Raw genomic sequence first — 17,044 nt, 5'->3', positions numbered from 1 at the left:
TGCTTCCGTTGTAGTCGTACTTGTCGTTGGAGCTTCTGTCGTCGTTGTAGTAGTTGTTGTCGTAGTAGTTGTTGTCGTTGTCTCTGCTTTATTGACAATTTCCTTACGAGCTACTTTACTTGCATCAAAATCTGCTGCATTTACGACTACATCATTTTCTAACAGTTGGAATCCTGAAGGAGCTTTTGTTTCACGAATAATGTATTCATCGCGTAATAAGTTGGATACTTTTGCAGTACCATCTGCTCCTGTAACTAATTTACCAACAGATTTACCAGTTGCTTTACGGATAACGTCAAATTCAGCGTTTGCTAAAGCTGAACCATCGTCCCCTTTTTTATCGATCACAATTTCAAATGTGTAACCATCCGCTGAACCACTAGCTGTTTGATATACATATGGTGATTCTTTTGCATCAATACGTGTTTTGTTTGCATCTAAGCTTGCGTAGTTCACGAATGTTTCCCCTGAAGCTGGCGCATAAGGAACACGCACTTGATACTCAATTAAGTAGCCCTCTGATTGAGCAACTTCGCCTAATTTTACTGTAAAGCTCTTGTTATCTGCTGCAAAAGTCACTTCTTTATCAGTCACAAGCTGTCTATTCTTCAAGGCAAGTTTTCCGTCATTTCCTTCGGCCCAGACACCTTTATACACTTTCACACTTGTTGGGACATATTCCATACCGTCTGTTTGCAATTGGTCTGTTACGATAGCATCTGAAAATGCTTGTTTTGACGCATTCACACGTAATTCATACGTACGAGTAATACTGCCGTCTTCTGCTTTTTTTGTTCCCCAGCTCACTTTGTCGAACTCTTTATTTAAGTCTCCTGGGACAAATACATAATTAAATTCACCGACTGTTTTTGTTTGTTTGTCGATTGTTAATTTTACTGGAATTTTTGTGTTTTCATGTTGTTCTGCAATATCTACACGTACTGCAAATTTTAAATTACCTGTAATGTCTGAACGTTTTTCAACAAAATCTGTATACGTTAATGTAATGGTTTTTGTATCACGATTAATGACCGCATCTGCAATCACATCACCTGCATCATTTGTAATTTTAAATGTTTGATTTTCAATAAATTTCAAGTTGTCTGGCAACTTAATTACCGTCGTATCGCCCTTAGCGGCTGTTGATGGAACTCCAAAATTCATTTCCACGCTAATATCTGTATATTGATCTGCTGGAGATTTTGCTGGTGTCACTACTTGTTTTGTCACATTGAGTGCTACTTCCTTCGCCGATACTGCCGGACTTTTCAAACCTCCCAAAATAAGGAATACTGTTAAGATTCCTAAAAATAAATAGAATACCTTTTTCATGTTTTTCCCTCCACTATTTTTTTGAAAACACTTTTCAGTATATACTAGCTTCCTTTCAGGTGCAACTTTTTAAATTTAATTCTCGGAAAAGTTACCATTTATTAACATTTGTAATATGAAGGAAATGGTTTATCACAAAAAAGACTCCTAGGAAAACCCTAGGAGCCGAAATTCAAATTCATTTATTTAGCTTTGTTTGCTTTAGAAAGTGTCACGTTTAACAATAACGCTCCGATGACACCACAGAAAATCCAGATAGCAATGAATACTAATGGATTTGATACCCCGTTAACAAACGCTGCGAATAATCCACCGTGAGGAACACGGCTAACAAGGCCAAATGCCATTGATAAGGCACCAGCTACACCTGAAGCAAATGCTAATGGTGGGATAACTTGTAATGGACGAGCTGCTGCGAAAGGAATCGCTCCTTCTGTAATGAAGGCTGCCCCCATTACGTAGTTCACGTACGCACTGTTACGTTCTGCTTCTGTAAATAAGTTTTTATTGATAGTTGCTGCAATTGCGATTGCAAGTGGTGGTACCATACCGCCGACCATTACAGCCGCCATTACGTCTGAACCAGCTGCTCCAGCACTTGTGACTAAGGCTGTCCCTGTTACATAAGCCGCCTTATTAATTGGACCACCCATATCAATCGACATCATTGCACCGACTAAGAATCCTAATACGATTCCAAGTTCACGAGGAACATTTGCCAAGAAGTTGATTAAACCGTTCATAACAGCTCCCATTGGTCCGTTAATCACGAATAACATTAAAAGACCCATGATTAATACACCAAACACTGGGAATAGGAAGATTGGTTTTAATCCTTCTAATGGTTTTGGTAACCATGAGAATGCCCATTTAAGGAATGCGATAATTCCGCCTGCTAAGAAACCGGCTACTAATGCGCCAAGGAATCCTGAAGAAACATACCCTTCAGCGAATACTCCGCCTGTTGCAAAGTCCGTTAATACCGCAGGGTTTGCAAACACCCCACCCATGAAACCAACAACTAAACCTGGGCGATCCGCCATTGATTGACCGATGAAACCAGCTAACATTGGAAGCATCATCGCGAAGGCTAATTTACCCATACGGAAAATCGCTTCAGCAATTGGATTATAACTTGGATCTTTCACATCAAAGGAAGTAATTCCCCAGAAGAATGAAACTGCGATTAAAATCCCACCAGCTACTACGAATGGTAGCATGTGTGATACCCCGTTCATTAAGTGTTTGTAGAATTGACGACCTAATGATTCGCCCTCTACGCTTTCGTCTGTTGCACCTGCATCTTCACCAGCATGGTAAATTGGAGCATCTGCTTTCGCAGCACGTGCTACTAATTCATCTGCTTTATTAATTCCATCCGCTACTTTTGTGATGATGACTGGCTTACCGTCAAAACGAGCCATTTCAACTTGTTTGTCTGCTGCAACGATAATCGCTGTTGCACGGGAGATATCTTCTTTTGTTAAACGGTTGCCGATTCCTGATTGTCCGTTCGTTTCAACTTTAATCTTGTAACCAGCCGCTTTACCTGCTTGTTTTAATTTTTCTTCAGCCATGAAAGTATGCGCGATTCCTGTTGGACAGGCTGTTACCGCTAATACATACACGTCTTCGTTTGAAGGAGTTGCTTCCTCTGTTACTTCTTCAACTGCTTCTTCTTGAGGTTCTTCGAATTTCTTGAAGACTTCAACAACTTCATCCGCACTTCCTGCTTGAAGAAGAGCTGCTTTTGCTTCAGGGTTCATTAATACTGAAGATAGTTTTGCTAAGGCTTGCAAATGCTCGCCTCCGCCACCTGCAGGAGCTGCAATCATGAAGATGAGTTTTGCAGGCTGTCCGTCGAAGGATTCCCACTCGATTCCTTGTTCGCTACGTCCGAAAACAATCGCAGCTTCTGTGATGGATTCGTGTTGCGCGTGAGGAATGGCGATTTCGTCACCGACCCCTGTTGTTGATTGAGCTTCACGAGCTTCAAGTGCAGCAACGTAAGCATCCACATCGCTCACTTTACCAAGGCTAGCAAAGTTCCCTGCTAAGTGTGCTAACGTTTCTGATTTTGTTGTTGTTTTTAGCGATAAGTCCATCGCTTCTTTAATAAATAAATCTGATAATTTCATCTTCTACTCCTTTACGCTTACAGTTTTGTAACCACTACTTGTGGTAATAACTCTTCGATAAATGATTTTTCTGCAATTCCTACAGAGAAGGCTGTCGCACTTCCTGTAGCGGCTCCTTGTTTCAAGCTCGCTGCGTAATCTTTGGTTTCAATAAATTTCGCCATAAAGCCTGAAAGCATTGAGTCTCCTGCTCCAACTGAGTTGACTAATTTTCCTTTTGGAACATTCGATGTATAGACTTCACCGGTTTCACTAAGGAGCATTGCGCCGTCACCCCCACGAGAAATCAATACATTTCGTGCCCCCATATCTTGGAGTTTTTTCGCATAATCGACAATTTGTTCTTCTGTCTCGATTGTCACTCCGAAAATCTCCCCTAACTCATGATGGTTTGGTTTGATAATGAATGGGTGATATGGAAGACATTTCGTTAATAACTCTTTTGTTGTGTCTAATACTAGTTTAACGCCTTTATCATCGCACAATTTTGCAATCGTTGTGTATGCAGAGTGATCCATCCCATTACCGGCATTTCCGGCTAAGAATACCACATCGCCCAATTGCAAGTTTGTTTCAAAATACTGTACCAAACGAGCGAAATCTTCTTTGGATACGACTGGCCCATTAGCGTTGATTTCCGTTTCTTCGGTACTCTTTAATTTCAAATTAATACGCGTAACTCCGTCGATTTCGATGAAGTTCGTTTGAATTCCTTCTGCTTGCAACGCTTCTTTAATGAAGTTCCCTGAGAAACCTGCCAAGAAACCTGTTGCTGTATTGTCGAAGCCTAATCGTTTCAAGATGACAGACATATTAATGCCTTTTCCACCTGCCACGTAGTTTTCTTCTACAGAACGGTTTAAGGTGCCAAGTTCGCAGTTTGGAACTTTAACAACAAGGTCAATCGCTGGGTTAAACGTAATCGTATAAATCATGCTATCTCTCCTTTATTATGCGTCCATTTCAACAAGACGAATGCTTCCGGCCATACGGTAACGTAAGTCGGCTTGCTCCTTCGTCGTGTTTGTGACCATGGTTACTTGATGAAAATCCGCAACCTTACAGAGACTTACTTTAGCAAATTTGCTCGAATCGGCCAAAACATACGCCTGATTACTCTTATTAATCGCAATTTTTTTAATCGTTGCTTCTTCTTCGTCTGGAGTCGTATAGCCATAGCTTAAATCGACACCGTTCATTCCAAGGAACGCTTTTTTGAAGAAATACTCGCGTAATTGGTTTTGCGCAAGAGTCCCCACAACCGCGCTCGTTTCCGTTTTAACTTGTCCGCCAAGGAGCACCGTTTTAATGCCATAGTCCGCTAATAAGTGTGCTTGTTGCACGCCGTTTGTAATGACAGTGACATCCTTTCCTTCTAAATGTGGAATCATGCGAAGCGTTGTCGTCCCCGCATCCATGTAAATCGTTTCACCTTTTGTCACAAGCGACGCCGCATAACGACCAATGCATTCCTTCTCACGTCGATTTGAACGTTCCTTTTCTTTTATAGTTGGTTCATACTCTTTTGAATAGACGCGTTTAGCTCCACCGTGTACACGAATCAGCGTTCCTTCCTCTTCTAATAAAGAAAGGTCACGACGAACTGTCGATTCAGAAGCACCCAGCGCTGCCATTAAGTCTTTCAGGTGTACTGTATCTTCCTTTTCTAATAAGTCCAAAATGATTCTTCTACGTTTTTCAGTAAGCATAAAGCTCCTCCTACAATCGACAAATATTCGTTGGAAATCCGGCCTTTAAACGGTCAAAAACTTCCATATGTATATAATATAATTTATACAAATAATTACATTCCTTATATAATATAAAATTATATAGCAACCGGTGCAAGTAATTTACGTGCTTTATGAAAGAAGAAATTACACTATTTGAGATATTTTCTGAATAATTCCGGCAGTATTCTTTCTATACTATTTTTTATATATTCGAACCCTCTTTATTAAGACATTAAAAAAACGCCAGAGATTCCTCTGACGCTCTTATTGTTCGCTAACGTTTTAATTATTTTTCTTCCGTTTTTTCGTGTGGCAAGATTAAGTTTAAGACGATTCCAGCAATCGCACAAAGCGCTGTCCCTGATAAAGTGACAGGTCCTACTTCAAGCACTGCTGCACCAAGTCCAAGAACTAACATTGAGCTTGCGATAATGAGATTTCGTACTTGTCTGAAGTCCACTTGTTTTTCGATTAATACTTTCAACCCGTTTGACGCAATAACCCCGTATAAGAGAATTGCCATTCCACCAAGCACTGCATTTGGAATCGTACGAATCAGTGCTGTGAATTTACCAAAGAAGCTGAATCCAATCGCAATCAGTGCTGCATTACGAATCACCGATACCGATGCGATACGTGTCAACCCTACAACCCCTGTGTTTTCACCGTAAGTTGTATTGGCAGGTCCTCCTAAGAAGGCAGATACGGCTGTTGCCACCCCATCCCCAATCAGCGTGCGGTGTAAGCCTGGGTCTTTCAAGAATTGACGTCCGCAGATTTCACTTAATACGGTGTGGTCCCCGATATGTTCAGCAATCGTTACAACAGCTACTGGCAGAAGCGCCCATGTTTCAGGCCCGAAGTATAAGTGATATTGATGGAATAATCCGTTTGTATTGAATGGCAAGTATAATTCTGGCAACGCAATCCATTGTGCTTCAATGACTTTTGTGAAATCTACTAGTCCAAAGAAGATGGCCACGATATATCCACCGATAATCCCAAATAGGAATGGAATGATTTTCAAGAACCCTTTTGCTTTTGTATTAATGATTGCTGTGATGAGGAATGTTACGACCGCAACGAACATTGGCTTCCAGTCACCATCTTTTACAAATCCGGCGTTCGTTACCGCGCTATTGGCAAGACCTAGACCGATGACGATAATCATTGGTCCAATGACGATTGGCGGTAAGAGTCGATTAATCCAATTCGTTCCTAAGAATTTGACAAATAAGGCTACAACCACATAGAGTAGTCCGACTAACACAACCCCTGTTTGCGCAGCATCTGGTTTCCCTTCCATTTGTGCCATCGCGAATTGCATAGCCGTAATAAAAGCAAAAGAGGATCCCAAGTAAACAGGTACTTTAAACTGCGTCGCAACCATATAGATTAGTGTTCCTAATCCTGACGCAAATAAAGCAACCGATACTGGCATCCCCAATATTAACGGCACTAAAACAGTGGCACCAAACATCGCAAACACGTGCTGCAAACTCAAGAACAGCCCAGGCACGAGCTCCGGTTTTTGATCCACATCTAACAACAGATCGACTTTTGAAGTTTGTAACTCCATTTTACCCTCTTTTCCGGGCGTTTTTGTGCACACAAAAAGCCCTATGTTTTTTTTAGCGTAGGGCTAGTCTAATAAACTTGATCTTAGCCTTTCTCACCTCTCTGGATGAGTTTAAAAGCCCTTGCTAGCAGATAGTGTATCACACCTAAATTGGATTTTCTATACTTTTTTCTGTTTTTTTTAACAAAAGTATTGTCCCCATTACCAATCCCAGTTACAATGGTAACAAGCAACCCTTAAAGTTGCCCAGTCTAACTTTATGGAGGGATCATTTATGGTCAAATCAGTAGAAACTATCACAGAATTAATCGGGAACACTCCCCTTGTGAAACTACGTCGTTTAGTTTCAGACGATTCTGCAGATGTATATGTAAAAGTCGAGTCGTTTAACGCCGGTGGATCTGTCAAAGATCGTATCGCTTTAAACATCATCGAAACAGCTGAGAAAGATGGTAGCCTAAAACCTGGCGACACAATCATCGAAGCAACAAGTGGAAATACAGGTGTAGGACTTTCATTAATCGGCGCTGCCAAAGGATACAAAGTCATCACAATTATGCCTGAATCTATGTCTATCGAACGCCGTCAATTAATGAAAGCATACGGCACAGAAGTCTTATTAACGCCTGCTGCGGACGGATTCGGTGCTGCCGTTGCTAAAGCAGAAGAATTAGCGGCACAACCTGGCTACTTCTGGGCACGTCAATTTGACAACGAAGCAAACCCAGCTATCCACTATCAAACAACTGGGCAAGAAATCATTAAAGCCTTCGACGGAAAAACACCAGACGCTTACATCAGTGGTATCGGTACTGGTGGTACGATTACAGGTGTTGGCCGTGCGTTAAAAGAAGTGAACAAAGACGTAGAAATCATCGGAGTTGAACCTGAAGAAGCACCATTCATTTCTAAAGGGCAAAAAGGAAAACACCGCATCCAAGGAATCTCTGCTGGTTTTGAGCCAAGCATTATCGACCGCGATGTCATCGACGGCTTTGAACTTGTTTCAAGTGACGATGCCATCGAAACTGCGAAAAACTTAGCTGCTAAAGAAGGTATCCTTGCTGGTATTTCTTCTGGAGCTGCTGTCACTGCAGCTCTACGTGTGGCAAAACGCTTAGGAAAAGGCAAATCTGTTGTAGTTCTATTACCAGATACAGGTGAACGCTACCTTTCAACAGGCATTTTCGGTGAAGCGTAATTCATTGTAAAAAATAATAAGAGAAGAGTCTCAGATACTTTATTGCAATCTTTTGAATTCAGTATTTGAGGTTCTTTTTTTGTACGAAAATTCAGCTAAAAGACGTTTTGAATCCAGATGTATCATGCATGATACACTCTACTCTTTTTGTATCAATTTTGATACGTATCATTTTTGATACAACTCAACTTTTTGAGTGTAACAATTTTGTTACGTAACATAATTGTTACACTCAAGGTAAAACAAAAACCACCTTGGAAATTTTTTCCAAGGTGGTTTCACTTTTAAATTCGATTAAGCTTCTTGTGCCTCAGCTTCTTTTTTGTTTCCGAATTTCTTAGCAATATACGCTGTTAAGATTGGAGTTAAGATTGCTGTTACGATTACTGAAGCTGTAATTTGAGTCGTTGCTGTTGCTTCGATTCCTTTGAATGAAGCATCCACTGCTGAAAGTGCAGCTGGGGTAGCGATAGCGCTGGCTGCTGTACTTGAGATGGCAGCACCGGCAACCCCGTTACCACCTGTTAAGCGGTCTGCAGCGATTGATGCAATACCGCCGACAGCTGTAGTGATCACCCCTAGTAAAATACCAGGTAAACCACCTTCAAGGATTTGGCCAAAGCTCATGTTAGCCCCTAAACAGAAACCAACGACGATAATGATGGCTGTAATACCGTTTGAAAGAACTTTCTTCATGTATGGGAAGGCATTTCCTAACGCAATCCCTAAAACTAGTGGCAATACAGTTCCGACTAAGTTCCAAATTGAGATGTTTGCAAGGCCGGCACTACTTAATACGGCCATTGTTACCATTGGTCCAACACTTAATGTTGTAATCCCAACGGCACCAGCATCGATTTCATCCCCGTATACATCTACAATACCCGCATACATAGCGTTATTGGCTACTGAAATGGCACCGATAACGGCAACTGCGCTAAGTCCGAGGAAGTTGTCATTGAATACTTTCGCAACCAATAACCCTAAGACTACAGATACCGCAATTTTCGCTAAAATAATCGCTGCCCCACGTCCAACGGCTTTTGGTGTGTTTTTAAGAGAAATGGTACCCCCGATAATGAAGAGGAATGCCCCAACAAGTGGTCCAGCACCTTTCACGATTGGAGTGGTAAATCCACCAATTTGTAATACTTGAGGGAAAAACGTATTAATCACACATCCAATAAACATTGGAATAATGATTGTATCCCCAGGAATTTTAATCTTTTTCATACTGTTCACAATCCTTCTCTGATTTGGAATAAGACTCTAGCTAAAATCAGCCATCTAATGTGATACCGCCATCGCAGTCACCGATTTCCCCTGTAACGAAGCTTGCAAGGTCGCTTGCGAAGAAGAGAATCATTTGAGCGATTTCAGTAGGTTCTGCACGACGTCCAAGAGGAATCATGCTGATAACTTTTTGGCTCTTTTCTTTATCTTCTGATAATACTGTTGTCATATCTGTACGAGTGAATGAAGGACATACAGCATTACATGCGATATTGTATTTACCGCCTTCTTTAGCAACGGCTTTTGTTAAACCATTTAAACCAGCTTTAGAAGAAGCGTAAGCGGCAGTACCTAAAAGTCCACCACCGAGTTTAGCGGCAACTGAAGATACGTTTACGATACGTCCACCTTTGTTTTCGATAAAGTGTGGGAAAATTGTGCTGATTGTTGAGAAGCATCCTGAAAGATTGATGCGGATAGTTCTTTCCCATTCTTCATATGTTAATTGGTCGAATGGTTTTGCACTAATAACCCCAGCGCAGTTCACTAAGATGTCTACTTTGCGTTCTGCTAAAATTTCGTTCATGCTTTTTACGATAGATTCATGATTTCCTAAATCCATGTATTTGAAGCTTGTGTGTTCTGGTCCGAACTCTTCAACTGTTTTATTTGCTGCAGCCTCGTTAATATCTGCAATGACTACAAAACCGCCGCCGTTAACGATACCGCGAACGATTTCTTTACCAATACCATTTGCCCCACCAGTGACAATGGCAACTTTACCTGTGAAATCCATTAGATCACGTCCTTTGATTTGATATGTTCATTCTATCACTAAACAATGAAGTTTCGACTCTTTTTATGGTTAACATTTGTTAACTTTTTAACATATTTTTGATGAACTATATGTTCCGCCACACTCCCAAAAACCGCAGTATCAAAAGGTTTCTGCAAACAAAAACAGCCTACAAATAAATCGTAGACTGTTTTGTGTACCATAAAAAATTTTTATTTTTTTAAAATTGAATATAAACATTATATGAGCAAACTTCTCTCAAATAATGGACTAGATCAACGACGTTGTCCTGTAAATCACCAAGAGGGACTTCTTCTTGTTTCTTACGACCTTCATAGAAGAATGTAAAATTGAACTTTCCACCCCATTTTGATTTTTGACGAAAAACGGACGCGCTGACTGCTTCTTCTAAGTCCACTACCCTGAACTCAGTTCCATAAGAAACTAAAATTCCGTCTTTGACAAGTACGCCAAGTTTTTCATCCAAATACTCCGCATCATCTAATAACCGTTTCATATCATATTGGTAGTCAGGGAAAAGCACATCAAAACGAGCGTAATGTTTTTTGATGCGACGAACGCGAATGATTTGCCAAGCGAATACAATGACAAAAAACACAACGGCTACGATGAACATCACGATATCGACAAACCTTGCCGCACTATCCGTAATGGTTAAAAAATGCTTTAGGTCCAATTTATCGAGAGGCGCCTGCACTGAAAGTGGGCTAAGTTTGAATTTCTGTTCAAAGGCTTCCTTCATTTCCGGTGTAATATTCGTTTGAACGCTGGATCTCCCACGTTTCTCCTTCTCATTAACTACACGTATATTCAAGTAGAAGTCTGACGAGGCGAGTGCGTTCGTTTTCTCAGAAAGCGCCTCTTTAAATTCTAGAATTTGTTTAATTTCAGAAGCATCTGTTCTTAAGAACGACACTCCATGATTGTGTTTCACTAAATAATATGTTTCATCGTCTATCTCAAGAGGCTTTGGGTCAATATCTAATACTTTAATCGAAGTGGACGATGCATCAGTTTCCATTTCATAAATGACTCCCTGCTCGTATAATTCACGCCCGCTCATAAAACCATACGACGCTAAAAATCCTATCACCACCACTGTTAATCCTAACAGGACGGTAAGAATCCATATCCCCCATGTTCTTCTAAATATCCCTTTATTCAAAAATATTCCACCTTCAATTTCTATTTCTTATCCTAGGAGTCTAAAATCCACTTTCAATCCTAAATTGTATTCTTCGTTTAAATATTCCACAAGATCTTTGAGACGTAATAATTGTCTTCTAAAGAGAATCGAATCGTATTTCTTATTTGCATATTCAAAACGCAAATGAACCCTCATGCCGCCTTTTCTTCTGTTCTCAAACACGAGATATGCCTTGCTGACTTCTGATAAGTCGATGACTGTAAAGTTAATGTCGTAGCTCACTAGAATCCCTTCCATCACAAGGATTTTGAGTTTTGGATCGACATATTCTGCATCATCCAGCAACTGCTTCATATTGTTCGCATAATCAGGGAAGTACGCATCAAAACGTGCATACTGCGCCTTCAAGCGACGTGTTTGATAGATTTGGAATCCGATAAGCCCAAGCACGATGGCAAGCATAACAAACGTCATTGCCGAATCTCCCCATTGATCCTTAGAAGTGGTTAACTTCAAGATTCTGGATTCATCGATTTTCGTTTTAGCATTTTCTGAATACAGCGGGCTCTCTTTGTATTTCTTGTAAAAGGCATCTTTCATCTCAGGTGTCACATTCACCTTGACGTTTGACCCTTTCCCTTTACTTTTCTCTGGTGTTACACGCACACTCAAATAAAGATTAGACGCTTCGAGTGCATTCTCTGCGTTTCCGGCAGCTTTCTTTGCTTCCAAGACAGTTTTCAATTCATCAGATTTTGCCTCGAAAACCGCAACGCCTCGTTCATGTTTCACCAAATAATAGTGGTGTCCATTTAACACGAGCGGTTCTGGGTCGATATCCATTACTTTAATGGCGACTGATGAACCTTTATCGTTTACATAGTAAACTTCATTGGCTTTGTATAAGTCTTCCGCGCTCTGGAATGATTTGAATCCCGCACGTGCAATGATCACCATCACTACAGCCATTATTGCTACTACAACCCATATCGGTCCTGTTCTTCTTCCATACCCTTTATGCATTTTGCACCCTACTTTCTATTAAAATCATTGATTCATCTTCTATGAACCATATACCTAATACCATTGATACCATTGATACGGTAGCGATATTTTGGTTCTTTCTTTTTTATTTAGATACTCCACTAATTGGCGAATGTTCACTGGACGATTCTTCAATTGAATGGTTACTTTTTTATTCCCACCAAATCCAAAATCGATGGAATAAGAGATACTTCTTTTTAACTCTTGGAGACGAACTTCAGCATTTCGTACTTCCCGCAACTGAATCACTCTAAAATCGTTATTATAGCAAACTAATTTATGATCCTTCACTAGTATTTTTAGTTTAGGGTCATGATAATCTGCCTCCGTTGCTAAGACTTTCATCTGCCCTGCGTATCGCGGAAACTCTTTATCAAACACTTCGTATTGTTCCTTCAATGAAAGTACTCGTTTATAGCTAGCGTAAAAGAATACTAACGCTATTAGAAACACAAAGAGTGTCACTACCGTTTCGAATAAACGATTTGTAGAGGATGTAAGGGTTAAATAATGAAGGAAGTCCAGCGGTATAGCGTCTTCTGTCGGCAAGAGCGTTCCCTTCTGATATTGTCTGATAATGGCTTCCTTCAATACTGACGATATATGGACGATCTTACTCCCTCTACGCCCCTTTGTTACTTCCGGCGTCACTCGAACATTTAAATAAATATTCTCTTGTTTTAAAGGCTCCCAGTCATTTGGATTCGCTTTTTTCAAATCCAACAACTGTTGAATGTCTTTAGCCTTCGCTTGAAGTGGCGTAACTCCTTTTTCATGTTTTACTAAGTAATATTCTTTTCCATCGTAAGTCAGCGGTTCTGAATCAATATCCAACACCCGAATCGCAACAGAAGTTCCTGCATCATTCAAATGATAAATATCTCCTGCCTTATAGAGCGACTCTCCTCCTATGTATCCTTTCACGGTTCCAGAAAAAAAGAAAATCCCTAACAGAACCCAAATGAGAGAGGACCCCCAGAGAAAGATTGTTCTTCGCACATACCCTTTATGCACCTTTATTTCCTACTTTCTATTGACATTTTTCCAATCGTCCTTAATTTTAACTGGGACGAAGTAATTCACCTTTCGAACGAGACGATATCCGTCTTCTAGAGTCTTTCCATACGTATTTGGAATAAAGGAACGTCTTTTTTTCTTAAACATGAACTTAATTCCATAATACACACGGCGACCTGTACTCGTACGGTATAGATGAATTTCTTTTAATTCTTTTAGCAGAATCACTGTAAAATGACTTCCGTAAAAGATGAGCACTTCTTTTACGATCATCGCTTCGAATTTTTCATCGACATAGTCTGCTTTTTCCTTAAAGTCTTTTCGTTCCCACTCGTTATTTGGGAAGAGCGCATCTAATTTCTTAAATGCGAAATAATATTTCACCGATAATCCGATGACTTGCCCTAGCATCAGGAGAACGATTGCGACCATCGTTAGTTGGAATAAGAGGATTGGATGTGTCCAAACATCGACATCTCGGTAAAAATTAAATTGTTCAAATGTTTTAAAATCAAGCATTAGAGTAATTGCTAAGAGAGCGATACTCCCTGCAAATAACAATAAATAACCTTTCATTCGAGCAAAAATTCGTTTAACCATCTATACACCCCATCTGTATTATGTATGTATTATACTAAGTTTTTCTTTATTTGTATAGCTTTAACGGCTGAAAACACAAAAAGAGTGAGAAGAATGGAATCACCCCTTCTCACTCTCTTACACCTTAACGATTAAGCGTCTGCCTCTTCGCGTTTGGCTTTAATTTCATCAATTAAGCCTTGTAATTCTGCTTCGTCGAAATGATATTTCTCACCGCAGAAATGACACACAACTTCTGCGCCATGGTCTTCGTCAATCAAGTGTTGTAAGTCATCTACCCCAATCGACATCAAACCTGCTCTGAAACGTTCACGCGTGCATCCACAATGGAATTTCACAGGCATCTCTTCTAACTCACGAATGTTTTCTTCGCCAAGTAATCGGTTTAAAATATCGCGTGGTTGTTCTTGTTGGTCAATCAATTTTGAAACCATTGGAATTTCGCTAATACGACGTTCGATTTCTGAAATCGTCGCTTCGCTCGCCCCTGGTAATAATTGAATCATGAAACCACCTGCTGCACGAACCGTTTCATCTGGATTCACAAGAACCGATACCCCAACAGCCCCATTAATTTGTTCAGAGACTGCTAAGTAATACGTGAAGTCCATTCCGAGTTCCCCGTCCACGATTGGCACTTGACCAGAGAATGGTTCTCTCATATTTAAGTCTTTGATGACGGTAATCGTACCATTTGTACCAACGACACCACGGACATCTAATTTTCCTTTGTCGTTTAACTCTAGGCTCACATGAGGGTTCGTGATATAACCACGCATTTCCCCACGACCATTTGCATCGGCCATGATTTTTCCACCAGGGCCATCCCCGTTCACTTGAACCGTAATGCGTTCGTCGCCTTTTAAGCTACTTGCTAATAATTGTGTTCCGATGATTGTACGACCAAGTGCTGCTGTTGCAGAACTCCAAGTGTCGTGTCTGCGTTGCGCTTCTGCGATTGCATCTGTAGCAACCATAGCAACAGCTTTGACCTCATCATTGAACGCTAATACTTTTAATAATGAATCTGCCATTTGTCTCTCCTTTTTTAAAGGAAAAGAGCTGTGACAACAGCCTCAGCTCCCCTATCCTTTGTGTTATTCGTTTTCTGTTGGTCCTTCGAATTCGCTTGGAGCCTCAGTAACATCTGCTACTTCGACTTCTTCATGTTCTTCTGGAACCTCTTTGCCTTCTGCTTGTTCCGCATCGCGTTTTGCTAAGGCTTTTTTCGTTTCTTCAAAACTTGCCGCTTCTGTTTCGCTTGGATATTCATCTTCCGCGATTGGAGCTGGCATTTCACCTGTTTCGAAAAGTGATTTAATTGTACGTTCGTCTAATGTTTCTAATTCTAGAAGTTTTTGAGCAATTAATTCTAATTGGTCTTTATGTTCTTCAAGAATTTGAAGTGCTTTTTCATGCGCTTCTTTCATGATACGACGTACTGCATTGTCGATTTCAAACGCCACTTGATCTGAGTAACCTTTTGTTTGACCATAGTCACGTCCGATAAATACTTGATGATTTCCTTCGTATTGAACAGTTCCTAATTCGTCCACCATTCCGTACTCTGTAATCATGCTTCGAACGATACCAGTTGCTTGTTCAAAGTCGTTAGATGCTCCTGTTGTCTTCACGCCAAAGATAAATTCTTCAGCAGCACGACCACCAAGAAGTCCAACTACTTGTTCGAACAATTCTTCTTTTGTCATTAAGAAACGATCTTCTTTTGGAAGCATGATTGCATATCCGCCAGCGCGTCCACGAGGGACAATCGTTACTTTATGAACCACACGCGCATCGCTTAAGACCATACCAACGATTGTATGACCTGCTTCGTGGTAAGCCACCATTTCGCGTTCTTTCTTACTGATTGCACGGTCTCTCTTAGCTGGACCAGCGATTACACGGTCATGTGCTTCATCCACGTCTAATGCGTCGATAGCATTTTTATCACGACGAGCCGCTACTAAAGCTGCTTCGTTTAATAAGTTTTCAAGCTCTGCCCCAGAGAATCCTGGAGTTTGTTGCGCGATTACTTTTAAGTCCACGTCTTTTGCAAGCTTCTTATTGCGGGCGTGTACTTTTAGAATCGCTTCACGGCCTTTCACGTCTGGACGACCTACTAAGATTTGACGGTCAAAACGCCCTGGACGAAGTAAGGCTGGGTCTAATACGTCTGAACGGTTCGTTGCGGCAATCACGATAATTCCCTCAGTTCCTTCGAACCCGTCCATTTCAACTAGTAATTGGTTTAATGTTTGTTCACGTTCGTCGTGTCCGCCACCCATTCCGGCACCACGTTGACGACCAACGGCATCGATTTCGTCGATAAAGATAATTGCTGGAGCATTTTTCTTCGCGTTTTCGAATAAGTCACGAACACGGCTTGCCCCAACCCCTACGAACATTTCTACGAATTCAGAACCTGAAATCGAGAAGAATGGTACGTTTGCTTCACCGGCAACGGCTTTGGCAAGAAGGGTTTTACCTGTCCCTGGAGGGCCCTCAAGAAGTACCCCTGCAGGAATACGAGCACCAAGCGCTGTAAATTTACGTGGGTCTTTTAAGAATTCCACTACTTCCACAAGCTCTTGTTTTTCTTCTTCAGCACCGGCTACATCAGAGAAGCGCACTTTTACGTTTTGTTTCTTTTGATTTGTCGCACGGCTCTTACCGAAGTTCATCGGATTGTTACGTCCGCCTTGGCCACCTTGGCTCATAAACATTGTATAAAGTAAGAATCCTAATACCCCAAGTGGTAATATGACTTGTAATAATACAGAAATCCATACGCCTGTTGAACTTTCTGGTAAAGTTTCAACCTTTGTATTTTTAGCTTGAGCCGCTTCATTGATTTCTTTAATCGTTGAGTCGTTTGGTAAGACTGTTGTTTTGAAGTTTGTGCTCTTTGTTGTACGGTTATCAAAAATAGATAAGCCATTTTTGTTTTTAGCTTCTTCTGTTGTTTGCTCTTTCGGATTTGTATATTCCCCAGTAATAGTATATACAGAATTCGAATATTGCATCTTAATATCTTTAATTTCGCCACTTTTCAGACTTTGCATAAATTCTGTGTATGAAATATCTGCTATAGGACCTTTTTGATCCCCGTTAAACATTCCAACAAAAATGACAATGGCACCGAAAATCAAGATATACAGTAAGCTAGATCTTAATATTGATCGATTGTTATTATTATTCAT

General features: G+C 40.7%; 14 protein-coding genes. 1 reads left to right on the top strand and 13 read right to left on the bottom strand.

What is annotated here, in order from left to right; genetic code table 11:
• The 5 genes from O3793_RS03245 to O3793_RS03225 form a co-directional block, all read right to left on the bottom strand.
• On the bottom strand, positions 1-1,332 hold a 1,332-nt coding region (locus O3793_RS03245), incomplete at its 3' end, for an Ig-like domain-containing protein (protein ID WP_371445598.1).
• A gap of 182 nt (positions 1,333-1,514) precedes the next feature.
• The gene (locus O3793_RS03240; protein ID WP_371445596.1) at positions 1,515-3,470 is read right to left on the bottom strand and encodes a fructose-specific PTS transporter subunit EIIC; all 1,956 of its coding nucleotides are present in this window, start codon (positions 3,468-3,470) and stop codon (positions 1,515-1,517) included.
• Positions 3,471-3,487: 17 nt separating this feature from the next.
• Positions 3,488-4,405 (bottom strand): 1-phosphofructokinase, encoded by a 918-nt coding sequence (gene pfkB, locus O3793_RS03235; protein WP_371445595.1) that lies wholly within the window; start codon positions 4,403-4,405, stop codon positions 3,488-3,490.
• A gap of 15 nt (positions 4,406-4,420) precedes the next feature.
• Positions 4,421-5,179, bottom strand: coding sequence for a DeoR/GlpR family DNA-binding transcription regulator (locus O3793_RS03230; protein ID WP_371445593.1), 759 nt, complete (start codon positions 5,177-5,179; stop codon positions 4,421-4,423).
• 310 nt (positions 5,180-5,489) lie between these two features.
• Positions 5,490-6,782 (bottom strand): uracil-xanthine permease family protein, encoded by a 1,293-nt coding sequence (locus O3793_RS03225; protein ID WP_371445592.1) that lies wholly within the window; start codon positions 6,780-6,782, stop codon positions 5,490-5,492.
• A gap of 274 nt (positions 6,783-7,056) precedes the next feature.
• Here O3793_RS03225 and cysK point away from each other — a divergent pair, with 274 nt between their 5' ends.
• Entirely contained in the window at positions 7,057-7,983 is a 927-nt protein-coding gene (gene cysK / locus O3793_RS03220; RefSeq protein ID WP_371445590.1) for a cysteine synthase A, read from the top strand.
• Positions 7,984-8,277: 294 nt separating this feature from the next.
• Here cysK and O3793_RS03215 read toward each other — a convergent pair whose 3' ends face one another.
• From O3793_RS03215 to ftsH, 8 genes are all read right to left on the bottom strand, one after another.
• Positions 8,278-9,216 carry a 2-keto-3-deoxygluconate permease gene (locus O3793_RS03215; protein WP_371445588.1) on the bottom strand — a complete coding sequence of 313 codons (939 nt, stop codon included), beginning with the start codon at positions 9,214-9,216 and terminating at the stop codon, positions 8,278-8,280.
• 46 nt (positions 9,217-9,262) lie between these two features.
• Complete coding sequence (locus tag O3793_RS03210; RefSeq protein WP_048711709.1) at positions 9,263-10,012, bottom strand: SDR family oxidoreductase; 750 nt, start codon at positions 10,010-10,012, stop codon at positions 9,263-9,265.
• 220 nt (positions 10,013-10,232) lie between these two features.
• Entirely contained in the window at positions 10,233-11,198 is a 966-nt protein-coding gene (locus tag O3793_RS03205) for a hypothetical protein (RefSeq protein WP_371445585.1), read from the bottom strand.
• A gap of 27 nt (positions 11,199-11,225) precedes the next feature.
• On the bottom strand, positions 11,226-12,203 hold the full coding sequence (locus O3793_RS03200) for a hypothetical protein (protein ID WP_371445584.1): 978 nt from the start codon (positions 12,201-12,203) through the stop codon (positions 11,226-11,228).
• Positions 12,204-12,257: 54 nt separating this feature from the next.
• Entirely contained in the window at positions 12,258-13,094 is an 837-nt protein-coding gene (locus tag O3793_RS03195) for a hypothetical protein (protein WP_371445582.1), read from the bottom strand.
• Between the two features lie 153 nt (positions 13,095-13,247).
• Positions 13,248-13,841 carry a hypothetical protein gene (locus O3793_RS03190; RefSeq protein WP_371445580.1) on the bottom strand — a complete coding sequence of 198 codons (594 nt, stop codon included), beginning with the start codon at positions 13,839-13,841 and terminating at the stop codon, positions 13,248-13,250.
• 131 nt (positions 13,842-13,972) lie between these two features.
• Positions 13,973-14,875 (bottom strand): Hsp33 family molecular chaperone HslO, encoded by a 903-nt coding sequence (hslO, locus tag O3793_RS03185; protein WP_285251542.1) that lies wholly within the window; start codon positions 14,873-14,875, stop codon positions 13,973-13,975.
• A 63-nt stretch (positions 14,876-14,938) separates the two neighbouring features.
• Entirely contained in the window at positions 14,939-17,044 is a 2,106-nt protein-coding gene (gene ftsH / locus O3793_RS03180) for an ATP-dependent zinc metalloprotease FtsH (protein WP_371445577.1), read from the bottom strand.

Source organism: Granulicatella sp. 20925_1_28 (genome assembly GCF_041433575.1).
Taxonomy (GTDB): Bacteria; Bacillota; Bacilli; order Lactobacillales; family Aerococcaceae; genus Granulicatella.
Note: the sequence above shows the minus strand (reverse complement) of the source record. Positions and strands in the feature narration are given on the sequence as shown.